The following is an 18,892-nucleotide window of genomic DNA, read 5'->3' as shown; positions in this document are numbered from 1 at the left end:
GACGATCAGGCCGGGGAGTGCGGCGATGGACGGGCAATTCGCAGACCTGATGGCGGAAATCGGTGCCAAGGCCCGCGCGGCGGCGGCGGAACTGGCCTTTGCCTCGTCCGAACGCAAGTCGGCGGCGCTGGTTTCGGCGGCCGCCGCGGTGCGCGACCGCGAACAGGAAATCCTGGACGCCAACTGCCTTGATCTGGACTATGGCCGCGACAAGGGTCTGTCGCCCGCGATGATGGACCGGCTGAAGCTGGATTCGCACCGCCTGCGCGGCATCGTGGACGGGCTTCTGGCCGTCGCGGCGCAGAAAGACCCGGTCGGCCGCGTTCTGGCCGAATGGGATCGGCCCAACGGCCTGCATATCCAGCGTATCGCCACGCCGCTGGGGGTGGTTGGCGTGATTTACGAAAGCCGGCCCAACGTGACCGCCGATGCCGGCGCCCTGTGCCTGCAATCGGGCAATGCCGTCATCCTGCGCGGCGGCAGCGAAAGTTTCCACTCGTCCGAGGCGATCCATGAGTGCCTGCAACAGGGCCTGCGTGAAGCCGGACTGCCCGAAGCGGCGATCCAGCTTGTCCCCACCCGCGACCGCGAGATGGTGACCGCGATGCTGCGCGCCACGGACTATATCGACGTGATCGTTCCCCGGGGTGGCAAGGGTCTGGTCGGGCTGGTGCAGCGCGAGGCGCGGGTGCCCGTCTTCGCGCATCTGGAAGGCATCTGCCATGTCTATGCCGACAAGGACGCCGATCTGGAAAAAGCCCGCCGCGTGGTGCTGAACGCCAAGACGCGCCGCACCGGCATCTGCGGTTCGGCGGAATGTCTGCTGATCGACTGGCGGTTCTACACCCAGCATGGGCCCGTGCTGATCGAAGATCTGCTCAAGGCCGGGGTCGAAGTGCGGACCGAGGGCGAACTGCTCAAGATTCCCGGCACCGTCAAGGCCGCGCCCGACGATTTTGGCCGCGAATTCCTGGACATGATCATCGCCGCGAAACTGGTGGATGGCGTGGATGAGGCGATTGCCCATATCCGCAAATACGGCAGCCAGCACACCGAGGCGATCCTGACCGAGAACGACGCCACCGCCGCGCGGTTCTTCGAACGGTTGGACAGCGCCATCCTGATGCGCAACGCCAGCACCCAGTTCGCCGATGGCGGCGAATTCGGCATGGGGGCCGAGATCGGCATCGCCACCGGCAAACTTCATGCGCGCGGCCCGGTGGGGGCCGAACAACTGTGCAGCTTCAAGTATCTGGTCACCGGCAACGGCACCATTCGCAGCTAGGCAAGGCATCGGCGCGGCTTTATGGCCGCCTGATTTCACAGCACTGTTCACCCGCCAGGGCGGGGCAAACCGGCAACACCGTTGCTGCATACCCTTGTATTCCAAGAAAGCTCTGGTCGCCGCGCGGGTGCGCCCCTACCTCATGCTGCACAGCCGCAAGGAAGACCGACATGCCTCCGATCGAGGATCACCCGCAACGCTATGCCACCGTGAACGAGTTGCACGCGCGGCCGTTCCCGTCGCTGACCGTGCCCTGCACGGCGGTGCTGCTGGCGATCAAGCAGCCGGGCAATGCCGCCGGGCGTGACCGGGCGCTGGACCGGATGCACCTTCTGGACCTGCTTGCCCGCGAAGGCAGCCCGCAGCCGGCGCCCGAGGCGACGCATTTCTTCGGAACGCTGGGCCGTGCCTCGCTGAAATGGGAAAGCCATACCGAGTTTGTCACCTATACCGCCTTCAGCCCCGGTGTATCGTCCCGTCCCTTCGACCCGGCCGAAGCCGATGTCTTCCCCGACGACTGGCTGGCCCAGGCCCCCGGCAAGCGGCTGACCTCGGCCGTCATCCGCGTCGAACAGATGCCCGAGGATGAGCACGAGATGGTGCGCCTGGCCGAGGCCTGGTTCGTGCCGGAAAGCCTGGCCATGGCCTGGGTGGTGGACCGCACCGCCGTGGTGGCGGGCGATTTCCGCATTGATGCCGCCGGCCAGATCCGCTTTGCCGTCTTCGTGCGACCGGGCACCAGCGGCCGCCGCGTCGGCCGCATCGTCCAGCGCCTGTGCGAGATTGAAACCTATCGCGCGGTGTCGATGCTGGGGCTGTTGCAGGCCCGCAGCCTGACCACTGCGCTGAATGAACTGGACCCGCGGCTGTCGGGGCTGGTGACAGGGCTTGACCATGCCGAACCGTCCCCCGAGGCGGCGCTGCATGATCTGCTGGGTATTTCGGCGGAACTGGAAAGCCTTGCGGTGAAATACACCTTCCGCTTCGCCGGGACGGCGGCCTATGAGGCGATCCTGACCCAGCGGATTCAGGCCCTTCGCGAAGAGCGGATCGAAGGCAAGCAGACCTTCGCCGAATTCATGATGCGCCGCTATGATCCGGCCATGCGCACCGTGCGCGCCACCGAACGCCGCCTTGGCGCGATGGCGGAACGGGCGCAGCGGGCGGCGGAACTGCTGCGGACGCGGGTGGATGTGGAACGCAGCGCCCGCAGCCAGCAATTGCTGAAAAGCATGGACCGCCGGTCCGACCTGCAACTGCGGCTGCAACGCACGGTCGAAGGCCTGTCGGTGGTGGCGATCAGCTATTACGCGGTCAGCCTGCTGGCCTATGCCGCCTATCCGCTGGGCAAGCTGGCTGGGCTGTCGAAGGAAATGCTGACGGCGCTTCTGGTGCTGCCGGTGATCCTGGGCGTCTGGCTGATGGTGCGCCGCATCCGCGACCACCTGCACGACGACGACTGAACCGGCGGGGCAGGGGCCGAAAGGGGGGGGGCGCCTCAGCGCCCCCGGATCCGCGGGTCCAGCGCGTCGCGCAGACCGTCACCGATGTAGTTCACGCTCAGCACCGTCAGCGAGATCGCGATGCCGGGCCAGATCACCCGGCTGGGATAGGTGGTCAGGCTGACGTAGCCTTCGTTCAGAAGGCCGCCCCAGGTGGGAAAGTCGGGCGGGAAGCCCAGACCCAGGAAGGACAGCACGGATTCGGTGATGATCGCGCCGGCAATGCCCAGCGTTGCCGCCACCATCACCGCCGAAACCACGTTCGGCAGGATGTGGCGCAGGATGATCCGCCGCGCAGGCGTGCCGATCGACCGCGCCGCCAGCACGAATTCGCGTTCCTTCAGCGCGAGCACGCTGCCGCGCACGATCCGGGCCGAATGCATCCAGCTTGTCAGCCCGATCCCCAGCACCACCAGAAGGAAGGTGCCCAGTTCAGGCCCGAAGGCCCGCTTCACGAGATTTCCGTACAGGAACATCAGCACCAGCAGCAGCGGCAGCAGCGGCAGCGACAGGAAGAGATCGGTCATCCGCATCAGAAGGCCGTCCAACCGCCGGAAATAGCCTGACAGTACGCCCACCGTGGTGCCGATGAAGATCGACACCAGCATGGCCACCAGCCCCACCGCCAGGCTGACCTTGCCGCCCAGCATCATCCGGGCCAGCATGTCGCGGCCCACCTGATCGGTGCCCAGGGGGTGCGCCCAGCTTGGCGGCTTGTTGCGGCCCAGGATCATCTTGGCGGCGTCCGGGTCAATGTAGGTGCCATCGACGCGCCATACGAAGGGGCCGATCACCACGAAGGCCACGATCAGCAACAGCACGCACAGGCCGGCCATCGCCCCCTTGTGGTGGCGGAACTGGTCCCAGACATCGCGCCATTGGCTGCGCGGGGCCTCGATCACTTGCGTCGCGTCAGTCATAGCGGATCCGCGGGTCAAGGACGCCATACAGGATGTCGGCGATCAGGTTGAAGGTCACGATCAGGATCGCGGTGATGAAGGTGATGGTTTGCACCATGGGCAGATCATTGGCATGGATCGCGCCGATCAGCGCCGCCCCTATGCCGTTGATCTTGAACACCTGCTCGGTCACGATGGCGCCGCCGAAGACGCCCGGCAGCCCCAGCGCGATGATCGTCACCACCGGGATCATCGAATTGCGGGCGACGTGTTTCAGCACCACCACCCGCTCGCTCATCCCCTTGGCCCGCGCTGTGCGCACATAATCCTGGCTCAGGTTTTCCAGCATCGACGACCGGGTGTAGCGGCTGATCTCGGCGGCGTTGTAAAGGCCCAGAACCGCCACCGGCAGGATCATCTGGTGAATCTGCTTCCACAGGCTGCCCCAGTCGGTGATCCGCAGCGTCGTGTCATAGATCGACGGGAACCATTGCAGCTTGACCGCGAAGATCACGATCAGCACCACCCCGGTAAAGAAGGTGGGCACCGAATAGCCCACCATCGAGACGAAGGTGCCAAGCTGGTCAATCCAGGAGTATTGCCGGTAGGCCGAATAGATGCCGATGGGCAGGGCGATCAGGATCGCCACTGCATAAGCCGTGCCGATCACCGTCAGCGTCTGCGGCAGCCGCTCGATGATGACGTTGAACACGGGCGAGCGCGACGAATAGCTGATGATCCGCTGCGCGCCCTGCGCATAATCGGTGCCGAACAGGTAGTCGATGGCATACATCGGCTCGACCCAGAAGAACTGCTTGAGCCAGAGCAGGTAGCGCACATGGAAGGGGGCATTCACGCCCAGCGATTCCAGGATCTTCGCGCGCACCTCGGGGGGCACGGTCAGCGGTATTTCCGACGCGGGCGAACCCGGCGCCAGATCGACAAGGAAAAAGATCACCAGACTGATCAACAGAAGCGTCGGGATCGCGATGAATAGCCGTCTGAGCACATAAGTCAGCATGGGCGGCGCCTCTGGTCAGCAGTCTGGATGGCCGGAAAAGGATGAAACACGGGGTGCGGAGGATTTCCCCCGCACCCCGCAGGAGATCAGGTCAGATCACTTGATGCGATACCAGTCCGAGGCATTCCACAGCTCGGAATCCCAGGTGTTCAGCACCGCGCCGCCCAGCGTGTTGGACGCCGCCGACAGACGGCCACGGTCCACCAGCGGAACCACGACATAGCTGTCCTTGGTCAGCATCTCGTTCAGCTTCTTGGCGATCTCGCCGCGCTTGGCCATGTCGGCGGTCACCGACAGTTCCTTCACCAGCGCGTCATAGGCCGGGTCGCAGAAGCGGTTGATGTTTTCGCCCTGCCACTGGTTGTCCGGGCCCGGGATCTTATCGCACAGGTATTGCGCCAGATAGGGCTCGGGATCGGTGCCGTCGAAGTTGTTGGCGTACATTTCCACGTCGGCATAGAACTTCTGGAAGGTGTCGGGCGAACCCGCATCGCCGCCGAAGAAGACCGAAGCGTCAACCTGCTTCAGCTCGACTTCCACGCCGATGGATTCCCACCAGGACTTGATCACGGCCTGGAAGTCCTGACGGACCGGGTTGACCGAGGTCTGGTACAGGATGTGCAGCTTCTTGCCATCCTTGTCGCGGATGCCGTCGCCGTCGCTGTCCTTCCAGCCGGCTTCATCCAGCAGCGCCTTGGCGCCTTCGATGTCCTGCGCGATGCAGTCGGTGTTGGCGCTGGCATAAAGCTCGGGCGCGGGCACCAGATTGCAGGTGGCGCGGCCGGCCTTGCCATAGCCGATGTCCACCAGCGTTTGCCGGTCAATCGCCATCGACAGCGCCTTGCGGACGCGGATGTCGGTCAGGAACGGGTGCGGATGCTTGGTGGTCGAACGCTCACCCTCGGCCAGGTCGGGCGAGGGGTCGGTCAGGTTCATTTCGACCCGCTCGACCAGCGTGCCATAGCCGTTCAGGAACACGCCCTTGCCGCCGGCAGCCATCTGTTCCTGCTGCTCGGGGTTGATCTGGGTGTTCCAGGCATAGTCGAACTCGCCGGTTTCCATCACGGCGCGGGCCGCGGCCTGCGCATCGCCGCCACCCTTCACCGTCATCGTGGCGAAGGCGGGCTTGGCCGGATCGCGGTAGTTCGGGTTGGCTTCCAGTTGCACAACGTCGTTGACCTTGAAGTCCACAACCTTGAACGGGCCGGTGCCGATGGGCTTGAAGTTCTGCTCGGTGCAGGTCGACGCGGCGGCGCCAAGGCAGTTGGCGAACTGCGCGGCCTGCAGGATGGGCGAGGTGGCGCCGACAAAGGCGGTATAGGGATTGGGCTTCGGATCGGTGAAGTTGATGACCACGGTCAGGTCATCGGGCGTCTCGATCGAGGCGATGCCTTCATAGCGCGCAGCCTGGGCGCAGCCACCGTCGGGATGGGTGCAGTATTCGTAGGTGAACTTGGCGTCCTTCGAGGTGACGGCGGTGCCGTCCGACCACAGCAGGCCCGGCTTCAGCTTCCAGGTGATCTGCTTCAGGTCTGCGGACACGCCTCCGTTTTCGACGGTGGGGATCGTTTCCACCAGACGGGGAATGACCTCGCCCTTCTCGTTGAAGCCAGCCAGGCCTTCCAGCACCAGCGAGCCGACTTCAACGTCCTTGGTGCCGGACGAAAGATAGGCGTTCAGGGTCGAAGGCGCCTGCCAATAGAGCACGTTCACATGGCCATCGGCACCGCGTTCCGCAAAGGCGGCGGGCGCAAGGGCCACAAGTGCGGCAGCGCCCAGAAGGGCGGTTCTCATCTTCATTTCGAAGCTCCTTGTTGGTTGTGCTCGATTCTTGCCTCGGGCACGCCGGTTGTCCCGGCGGTCGTCTTGTCGCTGAACAGGTGGCAGGCGACGAAACGCCCGGGCTCCACCTCTTGCAGATCGGGCTTCACCTGCCGGCACAGGTCAAAGACCTTCGGGCAGCGGGTGCAGAAATTGCAGCCTTGCGGCGGATTGGCGGGCGACGGCACATCGCCCTTGAGAATGATGCGGTTGCGCCGGGCGGCCAGTTCGGGATCAGGCTCGTTCACCGCCGAAAGCAGCGCCTCGGCATAGGGGTGCAGCGGACGGGAATACAGGTCTTTCGACGGCGACAGCTCGGCGATGCGGCCCAGATACATGACCGCCACGCGGTCGGCCAGGTGGCGCACCATCGACAGGTCATGGCTGATGAACAGATAGGTCAGACCCAGCCGTTCCTGCAGGTCTTCCAGCAGGTTCACCACCTGCGCCTGGATCGACACGTCCAGCGCGGCGATGGGTTCGTCGCAGACAATGAACTTGGGATTCAGCGCCAGCGCGCGGGCAATGCCGATGCGCTGCCGTTGTCCACCGCTGAATTCGTGCGGATAGCGGTTGGCAAAGCGGCGGTTCAGCCCGACCTGATCCATCAGCTCATAGATCCGCTGGGTCTTTTCGGCTCGGCTCATGCTGGTGTGCTCGTCCAGCGGCTCGCCGATGATGCCGGCCAGTGTCATCCGCGGGTTCAGGCTGGCCTGCGGGTCCTGGAACACCATCTGCATGGTCGGCCGCTTCTGGCGCAGCTTTTCGGCCGACAGATGCGCCACATCTTCGCCGTCGATGATGACGCGGCCGGCGGTCGGCTCGTACAGCCGCAGCAGCGCGCGGCCCACGGTCGATTTTCCGCAACCGGATTCACCCACCAGCCCCAGCGTTTCGCCGGGAAGGATGTCGAAGCTCACCCCGTCCACCGCCTTCACGTCGCCGGTATGGCTGCGAAACAGGCCGGTGTAGATCGGGAAGTGCATTTTCAGCCCTTCCACCCGCACTAGCGGTTCAGGTCGCCGGGATGCGTCAAGCATGGGCGGTCTCCCGTGCAGCGGGGGCAGGGGCCTGCCAGTGACAGGCCACGTCGTGGCCCTGACCCACCTCGCGCCCGTCCACCGCGCGGCGCAGCGGGTTTTCGGCATTGCAGCGGTCGTGCCGGTATTCGCAGCGTTCGCGGAACGGGCAGGCCGAAGGTGCGGCCGACAGCATAGGCGGCTGCCCCTCGATCACCTTCAGCCGGGCCTCGCGCTCACCACTGATCTTGGGAATCGTCTTCAGCAGCGCGCGGGTATAGGGGTGCTGCGGGTTGGCGAACAGCTCACGCACAGGCGCCTGTTCCACCACCTGTCCGCCATACATCACCATCACCCGGTCCGCGATGCCGGCGATCACGCCAAGGTCATGGGTGATCCAGATGATGGCCATGCCCAGCTTGGCGCGCAGTTCCTTGACCAGTTCCAGAATCTGCGCCTGGATCGTCACATCCAGCGCCGTGGTCGGTTCGTCGGCGATCAGAACATCGGGGTCGCAGGCCAGCGCGATGGCGATCATCACCCGCTGCCGCATCCCGCCGGAAAACTGATGGGGAAAGGCCTTCAGCCGCTTGCGGGCATCGGGGATACCCACCAGTTGCAGCAGTTCCACCGCCCGCGTTTCGGCATCGGCCTTGCTCAGGCCCATATGCTTGCGCAGGGCCTCGGTGATCTGCATTCCCACGGTGAACACCGGGTTCAGGCTGGTCATCGGGTCTTGAAAGACGAACCCCACCTTGCCGCCACGCACATCGCGCAGTTCGTCTGCCCCCATCTGCAAGAGGTCGCGCCCGTTCAGCAGCACTTCGCCCGCCCGAATTTCGGCAGGCGGCGCCGGCAGAAGACGCAGGAGCGACATCATGGTGACCGACTTGCCGGAGCCGCTTTCCCCCACAACGCCCAAAAGCTCACCGCGCTGGAGGTGAAAGCTCACGTTGTTTACCGCATGAACCTCACCCGTCCGGGTGCGGAACACGGTCTTGAGGCCCCTGACTTGAAGGACAGGCTTCGCCCCATCGGGCATGGACAACTCCCCAGACACGTCTTGTTATTGTTTTTTATATCGTTTTTCGGCAGGGCAATGCGGTAGGGCATCGCCCGTTCCGCCAACCTTTCCCGATTTTCGAATTGGTATCAATCCCGTTTTCGGGGAACGTTTCCAGCATTGATTGCGGGCGTTTTGCAAGGTTTGCCCTGCACAATGCCAGATATTGACACTTCCATTCCCGCTGGCGAGGGTGACCACCATATATGGGAGTCTCAGGATGGACGAGCTGACGCCACGTCAGATTCTTGACCAGTTGGTTGCGTTTCCCACGGTGTCCACAAGCTCGAATCTCGCGCTGGTCGACTGGCTGGAAGGCTATCTGACCGCGCAAGGGGCGCGCTGCTTCCGGCACTGGAACGAAGATCACACCAAGGCCGCGCTGATCGCGCACGCCGGACCGTGGGTTCCGGGGGCCGTTGTGCTGTCGGGGCATTCCGATGTCGTGCCCGTCGAAGGCCAGCCCTGGACCTCGGACCCCTGGACCGTGACCGAACGGGACGGTCGGCTTTACGGGCGCGGAACCTGCGACATGAAGTGCTTTGTCGCCCTTGCCGCCTGGGCCGTGGCCCGCGCGGCCCGCAACGGAACGCGCCGCCCGCTGCAACTGGCGCTGAGCTATGATGAGGAGATCGGCTGCACCGGCGCCCCGCCAATGATCCGCACCATGCAGGAGGTGGTGCCGAAAGGCAGCGCGGCCATCATCGGCGAACCCAGCCTGATGAAGCTGATCACCGGCCACAAGGGGGGCGTCGGCTTCCATGTTCATGTCAAGGGCTTCGAGGTTCACTCCTCGCTCCTGCCCGAAGGTGTCAGCGCGGTGATGGAAAGCGCGCATCTGATGCAATGGGTCAATGTGCGCAACGCCGAAATCCAGGCCGCAGTGCCCAGCCCGGTTGCCGGCCAGTTCCGCCCGCCCTTCACCACCCTCCACATCGGCCAGATCCACGGCGGCACGGCGCATAACATCACCGCCGCAGATTGCCGCTTCGCGGTGGAAATGCGCGTCGTGCCGGACGAAGACCTTGAAGCCCATGCCCGCGCTTTCACCGACCGGGCAGAAGCCCTGCACGCCGCGCTGAATTCCCGCCGCCCCGAGGCGGGCGTTTCTGTGGAAAGGTTTTTCAATGTGCCCGCACTCAAGCCGGAAGACGGGGGCGAGGCGGAAACGCTTGTCCGCAGCCTGACCGGCGACAATGCCACGGGCGTGGTCAGTTACGGCACCGAGGCGGGGCAGTTTCAGGCCGAGGGGTATTCCGCCGTGGTCTGCGGTCCGGGCGACATTGCCCAGGCCCACCAGCCTGATGAATATCTGGAGCTGTCCGAGTTCGAGGCCGGAAAGGACTTCATGGACCGTCTGCTTCTGGCCTGCGCATGACCTTTCCCATCCACGATGCAAGCCCCGTCCGCTTTCCCGGCCCGCTGCCCGCCGAAGCCGATGTCGTCATCATCGGCGGCGGCGTCGTAGGGGTGATGACGGCCTGGTTCCTGGCCGAGCGCGGGCTGCGCGTGACGCTGTGCGAAAAGGGCCGCATCGCCGGTGAGCAGTCCAGCCGTAACTGGGGCTGGGTGCGCCAGCAGGGCCGCGATCCGGGCGAACTGCCGATCATGGTGGAATCGCTGCGCCTCTGGAAATCTCTGGCGCAGGAACTGGGGCAGGGCTTGGGCTTCCGGCAGACCGGCGTTCTTTATCTTGCCGACACCGCCGAAGAGATGGCCGGGTATGAAGGCTGGTTGACCCATGCCCGCGCCCATGACGTGGACAGCCGCATCCTGAGCCGTGACGAGGTGGCTGCGATGATCCCGCAGGCGGCGGCAGGCTGGAAGGGCGGGCTCTGGACGGCCTCGGACGCAAGGGCCGAGCCTTGGGCGGCGGTGCCGCTGCTGGCCGAAGGCGCGGTGCGGCGGGGCGTGACCATCGTGGAAAACTGCGCCGTCCGCGCGCTGGACATCGCGGCCGGCCGGGTGGCCGGGGTTGTCACCGAACGGGGCCGTATCCGGGCGGGCCGGGTGCTGGTGGCCGCAGGCGCTTGGTCGCGGCTGTTTCTTGGTGCGCATGGGGTGAAGATTCCGCAACTTGCGGTGCTGGCCTCGGTTGCCGCCACGGCGCCGCTGCCGATGGTGTTTGACGGTGCAGCCTGCGATTCCCGCTTTGCCTTCCGCCGCAGGGCAGATGGCGGCTATTCGATCGCGCCCTCGGATCACCATGATTTCTTCCCCGGTCGCGATGCCTTTGCCAGCCTGCGCAGCTTCCTGCCGGTGCTGCGGCAAGATTTCCGTACCACCCGCTTCCGCCCCTTCGCGCCGAAGGGTTATCCCGATGCCTGGGGCACGCCGCGCCGCTGGTCGCCCGACGAGGTTTCGCCGTTCGAACGGATGCGGATATTGAACCCCGCGCCCAATGCCGCCGTGGTGGAGCGGCTGCGTGACGATTTCGCCCGCACCTTCCCGGCGCTGGGCCGCCCGGACCTGACCGCCGCCTGGGCCGGCATGATCGACACCATGCCCGATGTGGTGCCGGTGGTGGACCACATCGCCGCCATTCCCGGCCTGACGGTTGCCACGGGGATGAGCGGGCATGGTTTCGGCATCGGCCCTGGCATGGGGCGCGTGGTGGCCAGCCTTGTGGCCGGCGATGCCCCCAGCCACGATCTGTCGCGCTTCCGCTTCTCGCGCTTTTCCGACGGTACGAAGCTGGCACCGGGGCCAAGCCTGTAACACGACGGTGGCCCGGGCCGCCGCGCGCCCCGGATTTTGCGGCTTCCCCCTTGCCGTGGGGCTGTGGCCGGTTCAACCTTGCCCTGCAAAAGGAGACACGCCCCATGCCCGTCAAGAACCGTTTCGCCGAACTGCTGCCCGAAATCACCGCCTGGCGCCGCGACTTTCACGAACATCCCGAACTTCAGTTCGATGTGCATCGCACCGCCGCCCGCGTGGCCGAGTTGTGCCGGGGGTTCGGCTGCGACGAGGTGGTCGAAGGCGTGGGGCGCACCGGCGTGGTGGCGGTGATCAAGGGGAAAACCGACAGCAAGGGCCGCGTTGTCGGCCTGCGCGCCGATATGGACGCGCTGCCGATCATTGAACAGACTGGCTTGCCCTATTCCTCGAAAACGCCGGGCAAGATGCACGCCTGCGGCCATGACGGCCATACCGCCATGCTGCTGGGCGCGGCCCGCTATCTGGCCGAGACACGCAATTTCGACGGCACGGTCGTCTGCATCTTCCAGCCCGCCGAAGAGGGCGGCGGCGGGGGCCGCGAAATGGTGGCAGATGGCATGATGGAGCGCTGGAACGTGCAGGAGGTGTACGGGATGCACAACATGCCGGGCATCCCGGTCGGTCATTTCGCCATTCGCCCCGGTTCGCTCATGGCCGCTGCCGACCAGTTCGAGATCACCGTCACCGGCAAGGGCGGCCATGCCGCCAAGCCGCATGAATGTATCGACTCCACCGTTGTTGCCGCCCATATCGTGGTGGCGCTGCAAACCATCGCAAGCCGCAACGTGGACCCGATGAAGCAGGTTGTCGTCTCGGTCTGCACGGTGGAAACCGACAGCCCGGCGCATAACGTGATTCCGCAGACGGTAAAGATGCGCGGTACGGTGCGGACGCTTGACCCCAAGGTGCAGGATTTCGTGGAAACCCGGCTGGGCCAGATTGTCGAAGGCACGGCGCTGGCCCTGGGCGCACGGGCCGAGGTGGCCTATACCCGGGGCTATCCCGTCACCGTCAACGCCCCCGAGAATACCGCCTATGCGGTCGAGGTGGCCCGGGCCGTGTCGGGGCAGGTCGATCCCGACACGCCGCCGCTGATGGGGGCCGAAGACTTCAGCTTCATGCTGAACGCCCGTCCCGGTGCCTATATCTTCCTTGGCAACGGCGATACGGCCAGCGTCCACCACCCGGCCTACAACTTCGACGACAATGCGATTCCGTTCGGGGCAAGCTGGTATGCGGGCATGGCCGAGGCGCGGATGCCGGCGGCCTGATCGGGCGTTCTGACGCGCAGGCATGGGCTTGGCCGCGCCGCGCCGTGGGCCTAAGAGGCGCGGCCATGGCCATGCGCGAACCGATCACCGTTGCCGGACATTTCGGCGAACTGCTGCAAGGCCGGCTTGGGCCGGCGGGGCGCGTGGCGCTGATCACGCTGCCATGCCCGGTGCTGGTTGCGCAGGTTTCCTGCGGACCGGGCCCGTTCGGCCTGCACCGGCCCGCCTGCGCCGCGCCGCTTTCGCTGTCGGCGGCGCGGCGGCTGCTGGCATTGGTCGGCCGTCCGTTGCGCGGCCGCTACGTTCTGCGCTGCACGATGCCGCTGGGGGCGGGGGCCGGCGCCTCGACTGCGGCACGGGTCGCGCTGCTGCGGGCGGCGGGCGAAACCGATCCATTGCGCATCGCGGCGGCCTGCCTTGCCAGTGAAGGCGCATCGGACCCGCTGATGTTCGACGCGCCCGAACGGCTGCTTTGGGCCTCGCGCGAGGGGCATGTGCTGGCGCGGGGGCCAGCCCTGCCGCGCATGGCCGTGATCGGCGGCTTCTTCGGCCCGCCCCGCCGCACCGACCCGAGCGACATGGCGTTTCCCGACATCACCGATCTGGTGCAGGGCTGGGGGGCGGCATCGGGCGATCTGCCCGCGCTGGCCCGGTTGGCCAGCCAGTCCGCCGCGCGCTGTCTGGCGCTGCGCGGCCCCGCCGAAGATCCGACGGCGGCGCTGGCCCTGCGGTTGGGCGCCTTGGGCTGGTCTGCGGCGCATACCGGGTCGGCGCGGGCGCTTCTGTTCGGACCGGGTGGCGTGCCGCCAGGGGCCGAGGCGGCCTTGCGCGCGGCGGGTTTTGGCGGGATCACCCGCTTCACCATTGGCGGACAGGGGCACTGATGCGCGATCACGGCGGAAATCTGGATGCGGCCAAGGCGCGGTTCGGCGGCACTGGCCCCTGGCTGGACCTGTCCACCGGAATCAACCGGCTGCCCTGGCCGATGCCCGCGCTGACCGCTGACGCGCTGACGACACTGCCCACGGCGCAGGCCCAGGCCGCGCTGGTGGCGGCGGCTCGCGGTGCCTATGGGGGCAGCGCCGCGATCCTTCCGGTGGCCGGGGCGCAGGCGGCGATCCAACTGGTGCCCCGGCTGGACCCGGTGGCCCGCGCGCGGGTGCTGGGGCCGACCTATAATGAACACGCCGCTGCCTTGCGCGCCGCCGGCTGGCAGGTGGACGAGGTGACCTCACCCGAGGACTTGTCGGGGGCCGATCTGGCGGTGGTGGTCAATCCCAACAATCCCGACGGGCGGTGCCTTGCGCCGGCGGATGTTCTGGCGCTGGCGGGCCGGGTGGGGCGGCTTGTGGTGGACGAAAGCTTCGCCGACCCGGTGCCCGATCTGTCGGTGGCGGCCCAAGCGGGCCGGGCGGGAATGATCGTGCTGCGGTCGTTCGGCAAGTTCTATGGGCTGGCCGGGTTGCGGCTGGGGTTTGCGCTTGGGGCAAAGGCGGACATCGACCGGATGGCGGCGATGGCCGGGCCTTGGGCGGTGTCCGGCCCGGCGATCCAGGCGGGCACTGCCGCATTGCAGGATCGGGGCTGGCAGGCTGCCACCGCTGCCCGGCTGGTGCAGGATGGTCAGCGGCTGGACGCCCTGGCTGCGGCCGCCGGCTGGCGGTTGGCTGGCGGGGCGCATCTGTTCCGGCTTTACGACACGCCCTCGGCTGCCGCTGCGCAGGACGGGCTGGCCCGTGGCCGGATCTGGAGCCGCATCTTCCCCTGGTCGGACCGGCTGGTCCGGTTGGGGCTTCCGGGGCCGCAGGCGGAATGGGATCAACTGGAAAGGGCAATGACCGATGCACTTTGACCAACACCATCGCGACGCGCTGACAGACGTGCTGCGCTGGCGCCGCGACGTGCGGCATTTCCGCCCCGACCCGATTGACGAGACGGTCATCGAGCGGTTGCGGACGGCGATGGACATGGCGCCCTCGGTTGGCAATGCACGGCCCTGGCGGGTGATCCGGGTGGATGATCCCGCCCTGCGTGGCGCCCTGCTTGCCAATTTCGACGCCGCCCGCGCCGCCGCAGGGACCGCCTATACCGGCGACCGGGCTGCCGCCTATGGGCAGTTGAAGCTTCAGGGCATTGATCAGGCGCCGCTGCAACTGGCGATCTTCACCCACCGCGACCCGACCGCCGGCCATGGCCTTGGCCGTGCCAGTATGCCGGTGACACTGCACCAGTCGGTCGCCATGGCGATCCATGGTCTGTGGCTGGCCGCGCGGGCCGAGAACCTTGGCCTTGGCATGGTGTCGGTGCTGGACCCGCGGGCGGTCGAGTCGCTGCTGGTCACCCCGCCAGAGTGGGAATTCGCGGCATGGCTGTGCATCGGATACCCCGAATTCACCGACGATACGCCGCTGCTGCACCGCGCCGGCTGGCAGGAAAACCTGCCCACCCTGTGGGAGGTGCGCTAGCGGGCCAGCGCCAGCAGGGCTGGCACGTCGAGATGCGTCTCCAGATGGGCGGCAAGGTCGTCCAGCACCTGCTCGATCCCCTCGGCATAGGCCAGCCCCGACGCCGAAGCGCCCAAGCCCCGCAGAAAGGCCGCGCGGAAGGCGTCGTCGGTGAACAGGCCGTGCAGATAGCTGCCGGTCACCCGCCCGTCGGCCGAGGTGGCGCCTTCGGGCCGCCCGTCCAGCAGGGCAAAGGGCCGGGCACAATCTGCCCCCTCGGTGCGGCCGATGTGGATTTCATAGCCCGAAACCGTCAGCCCGCTGGTGCGATGCGTGGCGGTGGACCGTGTCAGCCGCTTGTCGGATGTCATCACGGTGGTCACGTCCAGCAGGCCAAGGCCCGGCGTTTCGCCCGCCGGCCCCTCAATCCCCTCCGGGTCGGCAACGCTGCGGCCCAGCATCTGATAGCCGCCGCAGATGCCCAGCACATGCCCGCCGCGCCGGCGGTGGGCGGCAAGGTCGATGTCCCAGCCCTGATCGCGCAGGAAGGCCAGATCGCCCCGCGTGGATTTTGAGCCGGGGATGATCACCAGCCGCGCATCGCCCGGAATGGCCCGGCCAGGCAGCACCATTTCGACCGTGACGCCGGGTTCCTGCTTCAGGGGATCAAGGTCGTCGAAATTGGCGATGCGCGACAGCGCCAGACAGGCCACCTTGAGGCCGCCGCCCTGGCCGTTGCCGGTCAGGTCCAGCGCATCTTCGGCCGGCAGGCGGGCGGCGCCGGCGAACCAAGGCACCACGCCGAAGCCGCGCCAACCGGTGCGTGCCGCGATCAGGCTGTAGCCATCGTCGAACAGTCGCGGGTCGCCACGAAAACGGTTGATCAGGAACCCCGCAACCAGCGCGGCATCGTCGGGGTCGATCACCGCCTGCGTGCCCACGATCTGCGCGATCACGCCGCCGCGGTCGATGTCGCCGGCCAGCACCACCGGCACATCCGCCGCCCGGGCAAAGCCCATGTTGGCGATGTCGCCCCGCCGCAGGTTCACCTCGGCCGGGCTGCCCGCGCCTTCGACGATCACCAGATCGGCCCGCGCCTTCAGCCTGTTGAAACTTTCCAGCACCGCCGGCATCAGCGACGGCTTCATCTTGCCATATTCGCCGGCGCCGGCCCGGGTCAGACGGCGGCCCTGCACCACGACCTGCGCGCCGATGTCGGTTTCGGGCTTCAGCAGCACCGGGTTCATGTCGGTATGCGGTGCCACCCCGGCCGCCAGCGCCTGCAAGGCCTGCGCACGACCGATCTCGCCGCCGTCCTCGGTCACGGCGGCGTTGTTCGACATGTTCTGCGGCTTGAAGGGCAGAACCGACAGCCCGCGCCGCCGCGCCGCCCGGCACAGCCCCGCCACCAGCAGCGACTTGCCGACATTCGAGCCGGTGCCCTGGATCATCAACGCGCGCATGGCAGGTCTCCTCAGAACTCCACGCCCGGCTGGCCCTTGATGCCGGCGCGGAACGGGTGCTTGACCAGCGTCATCTCGGTCACCAGGTCGGCCAGGTCGATCAGTTCGGGCTTTGCATTGCGTCCGGTCAGCACGACATGGGTCATCGGCGGCTTCTCGGTCTGCAGGAATTCCACCACCTCGGCCACATCCAGGTAATCGTAGCGCAGCGCGATGTTGATTTCGTCCAGCAGAACCATGCGGATGGCCGGGTCGCGGATCAGGTCTTTCGCCTTTTCCCAGCCCGCACGGGCCGCCGCCACATCGCGGGTGCGGTCCTGGGTTTCCCAGGTGAAGCCTTCCCCCATGGCGTGAAACTGGCAGAGATCGTTGAAATGCGCGGTGATCAGCCGCCGTTCGCCGGTGTCCCAGGCGCCCTTGATGAACTGGACAACGGCGCAGGGCATCCCATGCGCGATGGCGCGCAGGATCATGCCGAACCCCGCCGAGGATTTGCCCTTGCCGGTCCCGGTGTGCACGATCACCAGCCCCTTTTCGGCGGTCTTTTCCGCCAGAACCCGGTCTTTCGCGGCCTTGATCCGGGCCTTCTTCTCGGCATGGCTGCGGTCGGTGTCCGGCATCGGCTGCGACATGGCGGCGTTTCTTCCCTGGGTTGGGCGGCTTGACTTTCGGTCTGCCTTGGCGTCACTGGGGCACCAAGCTGGTTCCTGTCTATGACAGGCGAAGAGGGAATGCGATAGGGCCGTCCGGCCCGAGGCGCAGCCGCCCCCGCGACCGTGACCGGAGTTGGGTGTCCGATGCCACTGGCCGAAAGGCCGGGAAGGTGGGCACCCGGGGGAGCGATCCCCGACTCCGCAAGCCGGGAGACCTGCCAGCTTTGTTGTCAACGGGCGGACGGGGTGATCCGCGACCGGTGGATCGCCGCATCCGTCGCGCGCGCCTGCCTGTCCCTTTTCCCCGCCTGTCGCAGCCGGGAAGGGCGCATGACCGTTACGCTGCTTGTCTGTTCCACCTGCCGGGCAGGGGAGCCGGTGCCCGAGGGCACCTTGCCCGCCGGCACGCGCCTTGTCGCGGCGCTTGAGGCGCTTGGCCCTGTGCCCGGCGTTACCCTGCGCCCCGTCGAATGTCTGTCGGCCTGTTCGCAAGGCTGCGCGGTGGCGTTGTCGGCGCCCGGGCGGTGGTCTTACGTCTATGGACGGATGTCCGAAGCCGATGCGCCGCAGATCCTGGCCGGGGCGGCCGCCTATGCCGCCGCCCCCGACGGTATCGTTCCCTGGCGCGAGCGTCCCGAAATCTTTCGCAAGCAATCGCTTGCCCGCATCCCCCCCATCGGAGAGCCGACATGAGCGATCTTGCCAAGATTCCCGTCACCGTGATCACCGGCTTCCTTGGCTCGGGCAAGACGACGCTGATCCGCCATCTGATGCAGAACCCGCAAGGCCGGCGTTTGGCGGTGCTGGTCAACGAATTCGGCAGCGTGGGGGTGGACGGAGACATCCTCAAATCCTGCGCCGACGAGAATTGCCCCGAGGAAAACATCGTCGAACTGGCGAATGGCTGCATCTGCTGCACGGTTGCAGATGAGTTCATCCCCACGGTCGAGGCGTTGCTGGCCCTGCCGCAGCGGCCCGATCACATCCTGATCGAAACTTCGGGTCTGGCGCTGCCTAAGCCGCTGCTTCGGGCGTTTGACTGGCCCGCGATCCGGTCTCGGATCACCGTCGATGGCGTGATTGCGCTGGCCGATGCCGAGGCCGTGGCGGCGGGCCGCTTTGCCCCCGACCCTGTGGCCGTGCAGGCCCAGCGGGAGGCGGATGACAGCATTGACCACGAAACACCCCTGTCCGAGGTTTTCGAGGACCAGATCGCCTGTGCAGATCTGGTCTTGCTGACCAAGGCCGATCTGGCGGGCGAGACCGGCGTTGCCGCCGCCCGGGCCGTGATCGAGGCTGAGGCACCGCGCAAGCTGCCGATCCTGCCGTTGGTCGAAGGCGTCATCGACCCGCGGGTCGTTCTGGGGCTGGGGGCTGCCGCCGAGGATGATCTGGACGCCCGCCCGTCGCACCATGACGGGGCCGACGATCACGAACATGACGATTTCGACAGCGTGGTGATCGACCTGCCCGAAGTTGCCGACCCCGAGGCGCTGGCTGCGGCGATCCGCACCCTGGCCCGCGAATTGCGCATCCTGCGGGTCAAGGGTCATGTCGCGGTGACGGGCAAGCCGATGCGCCTTCTGGTGCAGGCGGTGGGGGAACGGGTCCGGCATCAGTTTGACCGGCCCTGGGGCGCTGCGCCGCGCCGGTCGCGGCTGGTGGTGATTGCCGAACACGACGACATCGACCCAGCCGCCATCCGGGCGGTGTTTGACCGGGCGGGGATCTGA

The 18,892-nt window shown here is 66.7% G+C and carries 17 protein-coding genes and 1 riboswitch; of the genes, 10 read left to right on the top strand and 7 right to left on the bottom strand.

Annotation, left to right across the window (positions count from 1 at the left end; genetic code table 11):
• The first annotated feature begins 25 nt into the window (after nucleotides 1-25).
• Nucleotides 26-1,285: a glutamate-5-semialdehyde dehydrogenase gene (locus B6K69_RS04530; RefSeq protein WP_108642940.1), complete on the top strand. Its 1,260-nt coding sequence runs from the start codon at nucleotides 26-28 to the stop codon at nucleotides 1,283-1,285.
• A 170-nt stretch (nucleotides 1,286-1,455) separates the two neighbouring features.
• Nucleotides 1,456-2,748: a DUF3422 family protein gene (locus tag B6K69_RS04525; RefSeq protein ID WP_108642939.1), complete on the top strand. Its 1,293-nt coding sequence runs from the start codon at nucleotides 1,456-1,458 to the stop codon at nucleotides 2,746-2,748.
• A gap of 35 nt (nucleotides 2,749-2,783) precedes the next feature.
• Here B6K69_RS04525 and B6K69_RS04520 read toward each other — a convergent pair whose 3' ends face one another.
• The 5 genes from B6K69_RS04520 to B6K69_RS04500 all read right to left on the bottom strand — a co-directional run bounded on the left by B6K69_RS04520 (nucleotide 2,784) and on the right by B6K69_RS04500 (nucleotide 8,589).
• Entirely contained in the window at nucleotides 2,784-3,707 is a 924-nt protein-coding gene (locus B6K69_RS04520) for an ABC transporter permease (RefSeq protein WP_107674266.1), read from the bottom strand.
• Nucleotides 3,700-4,707, bottom strand: coding sequence for an ABC transporter permease (locus tag B6K69_RS04515; protein WP_108642938.1), 1,008 nt, complete (start codon nucleotides 4,705-4,707; stop codon nucleotides 3,700-3,702). Before B6K69_RS04515 ends, B6K69_RS04520 begins: the two co-directional genes overlap by 8 nt.
• A 96-nt stretch (nucleotides 4,708-4,803) precedes the next feature.
• Nucleotides 4,804-6,507: a peptide ABC transporter substrate-binding protein gene (locus tag B6K69_RS04510; protein WP_108642937.1), complete on the bottom strand. Its 1,704-nt coding sequence runs from the start codon at nucleotides 6,505-6,507 to the stop codon at nucleotides 4,804-4,806.
• Nucleotides 6,504-7,568, bottom strand: a complete 1,065-nt coding sequence (locus B6K69_RS04505; protein WP_108642936.1) for an ABC transporter ATP-binding protein — start codon at nucleotides 7,566-7,568, stop codon at nucleotides 6,504-6,506. Before B6K69_RS04505 ends, B6K69_RS04510 begins: the two co-directional genes overlap by 4 nt.
• Complete coding sequence (locus B6K69_RS04500; RefSeq protein ID WP_108642935.1) at nucleotides 7,561-8,589, bottom strand: ABC transporter ATP-binding protein; 1,029 nt, start codon at nucleotides 8,587-8,589, stop codon at nucleotides 7,561-7,563. Before B6K69_RS04500 ends, B6K69_RS04505 begins: the two co-directional genes overlap by 8 nt.
• A gap of 241 nt (nucleotides 8,590-8,830) precedes the next feature.
• Between B6K69_RS04500 and argE the strand changes: the two genes are divergently transcribed.
• From argE to bluB, 6 genes are all read left to right on the top strand, one after another.
• Entirely contained in the window at nucleotides 8,831-9,988 is a 1,158-nt protein-coding gene (gene argE, locus B6K69_RS04495; protein ID WP_108642934.1) for an acetylornithine deacetylase, read from the top strand.
• Nucleotides 9,985-11,328 carry an NAD(P)/FAD-dependent oxidoreductase gene (locus B6K69_RS04490; RefSeq protein WP_108642933.1) on the top strand — a complete coding sequence of 448 codons (1,344 nt, stop codon included), beginning with the start codon at nucleotides 9,985-9,987 and terminating at the stop codon, nucleotides 11,326-11,328. The genes argE and B6K69_RS04490 overlap by 4 nt, the downstream gene beginning before the upstream one ends.
• 104 nt (nucleotides 11,329-11,432) lie before the next feature.
• Nucleotides 11,433-12,599, top strand: a complete 1,167-nt coding sequence (locus B6K69_RS04485; protein ID WP_108642932.1) for a M20 aminoacylase family protein — start codon at nucleotides 11,433-11,435, stop codon at nucleotides 12,597-12,599.
• A gap of 65 nt (nucleotides 12,600-12,664) precedes the next feature.
• The gene (locus B6K69_RS04480) at nucleotides 12,665-13,483 is read left to right on the top strand and encodes a propanediol utilization protein (protein WP_164681880.1); all 819 of its coding nucleotides are present in this window, start codon (nucleotides 12,665-12,667) and stop codon (nucleotides 13,481-13,483) included.
• Nucleotides 13,483-14,451: a threonine-phosphate decarboxylase CobD gene (cobD, locus tag B6K69_RS04475; protein WP_108642931.1), complete on the top strand. Its 969-nt coding sequence runs from the start codon at nucleotides 13,483-13,485 to the stop codon at nucleotides 14,449-14,451. Before B6K69_RS04480 ends, cobD begins: the two co-directional genes overlap by 1 nt.
• On the top strand, nucleotides 14,441-15,064 hold the full coding sequence (gene bluB, locus B6K69_RS04470) for a 5,6-dimethylbenzimidazole synthase (RefSeq protein WP_108642930.1): 624 nt from the start codon (nucleotides 14,441-14,443) through the stop codon (nucleotides 15,062-15,064). The genes cobD and bluB overlap by 11 nt, the downstream gene beginning before the upstream one ends.
• Here the strand turns inward: bluB and B6K69_RS04465 are convergent.
• The gene (locus B6K69_RS04465) at nucleotides 15,061-16,506 is read right to left on the bottom strand and encodes a cobyric acid synthase (protein ID WP_108642929.1); all 1,446 of its coding nucleotides are present in this window, start codon (nucleotides 16,504-16,506) and stop codon (nucleotides 15,061-15,063) included. The genes bluB and B6K69_RS04465 overlap by 4 nt on opposite strands.
• 11 nt (nucleotides 16,507-16,517) lie before the next feature.
• The gene (cobO, locus tag B6K69_RS04460) at nucleotides 16,518-17,126 is read right to left on the bottom strand and encodes a cob(I)yrinic acid a,c-diamide adenosyltransferase (protein ID WP_108644770.1); all 609 of its coding nucleotides are present in this window, start codon (nucleotides 17,124-17,126) and stop codon (nucleotides 16,518-16,520) included.
• 64 nt (nucleotides 17,127-17,190) lie between these two features.
• Nucleotides 17,191-17,396, top strand: a riboswitch (cobalamin riboswitch).
• Between the two features lie 93 nt (nucleotides 17,397-17,489).
• Here cobO and B6K69_RS04455 point away from each other — a divergent pair.
• Both B6K69_RS04455 and cobW read left to right on the top strand, forming a co-directional pair.
• Nucleotides 17,490-17,852 (top strand): DUF1636 family protein, encoded by a 363-nt coding sequence (locus tag B6K69_RS04455; RefSeq protein WP_108642928.1) that lies wholly within the window; start codon nucleotides 17,490-17,492, stop codon nucleotides 17,850-17,852.
• Nucleotides 17,849-18,892, top strand: a complete 1,044-nt coding sequence (cobW, locus tag B6K69_RS04450) for a cobalamin biosynthesis protein CobW (protein ID WP_108642927.1) — start codon at nucleotides 17,849-17,851, stop codon at nucleotides 18,890-18,892. The genes B6K69_RS04455 and cobW overlap by 4 nt, the downstream gene beginning before the upstream one ends.

Origin of the sequence: Pseudogemmobacter blasticus, assembly GCF_003071405.1 — a bacterium.
GTDB classification, from domain to species: domain Bacteria; phylum Pseudomonadota; class Alphaproteobacteria; order Rhodobacterales; family Rhodobacteraceae; genus Pseudogemmobacter; species Pseudogemmobacter blasticus.
This window is presented reverse-complemented; position numbering and strand designations above follow the sequence as displayed.

What these genes read in the sequence shown, in the direction of transcription:
- B6K69_RS04530 (WP_108642940.1), top strand. Translation starts at nt 26, where the DNA reads ATGGACGGGCAATTCGCAGACCTGATGGCGGAAATCGGTGCCAAGGCC.
- B6K69_RS04525 (WP_108642939.1), top strand. Translation starts at nt 1,456, where the DNA reads ATGCCTCCGATCGAGGATCACCCGCAACGCTATGCCACCGTGAACGAG.
- B6K69_RS04520 (WP_107674266.1), bottom strand. Translation starts at nt 3,707, where the DNA reads ATGACTGACGCGACGCAAGTGATCGAGGCCCCGCGCAGCCAATGGCGC.
- B6K69_RS04515 (WP_108642938.1), bottom strand. Translation starts at nt 4,707, where the DNA reads ATGCTGACTTATGTGCTCAGACGGCTATTCATCGCGATCCCGACGCTT.
- B6K69_RS04510 (WP_108642937.1), bottom strand. Translation starts at nt 6,507, where the DNA reads ATGAAGATGAGAACCGCCCTTCTGGGCGCTGCCGCACTTGTGGCCCTT.
- B6K69_RS04505 (WP_108642936.1), bottom strand. Translation starts at nt 7,568, where the DNA reads ATGCTTGACGCATCCCGGCGACCTGAACCGCTAGTGCGGGTGGAAGGG.
- B6K69_RS04500 (WP_108642935.1), bottom strand. Translation starts at nt 8,589, where the DNA reads ATGCCCGATGGGGCGAAGCCTGTCCTTCAAGTCAGGGGCCTCAAGACC.
- argE (WP_108642934.1), top strand. Translation starts at nt 8,831, where the DNA reads ATGGACGAGCTGACGCCACGTCAGATTCTTGACCAGTTGGTTGCGTTT.
- B6K69_RS04490 (WP_108642933.1), top strand. Translation starts at nt 9,985, where the DNA reads ATGACCTTTCCCATCCACGATGCAAGCCCCGTCCGCTTTCCCGGCCCG.
- B6K69_RS04485 (WP_108642932.1), top strand. Translation starts at nt 11,433, where the DNA reads ATGCCCGTCAAGAACCGTTTCGCCGAACTGCTGCCCGAAATCACCGCC.
- B6K69_RS04480 (WP_164681880.1), top strand. Translation starts at nt 12,665, where the DNA reads ATGGCCATGCGCGAACCGATCACCGTTGCCGGACATTTCGGCGAACTG.
- cobD (WP_108642931.1), top strand. Translation starts at nt 13,483, where the DNA reads ATGCGCGATCACGGCGGAAATCTGGATGCGGCCAAGGCGCGGTTCGGC.
- bluB (WP_108642930.1), top strand. Translation starts at nt 14,441, where the DNA reads ATGCACTTTGACCAACACCATCGCGACGCGCTGACAGACGTGCTGCGC.
- B6K69_RS04465 (WP_108642929.1), bottom strand. Translation starts at nt 16,506, where the DNA reads ATGCGCGCGTTGATGATCCAGGGCACCGGCTCGAATGTCGGCAAGTCG.
- cobO (WP_108644770.1), bottom strand. Translation starts at nt 17,126, where the DNA reads ATGCCGGACACCGACCGCAGCCATGCCGAGAAGAAGGCCCGGATCAAG.
- B6K69_RS04455 (WP_108642928.1), top strand. Translation starts at nt 17,490, where the DNA reads ATGACCGTTACGCTGCTTGTCTGTTCCACCTGCCGGGCAGGGGAGCCG.
- cobW (WP_108642927.1), top strand. Translation starts at nt 17,849, where the DNA reads ATGAGCGATCTTGCCAAGATTCCCGTCACCGTGATCACCGGCTTCCTT.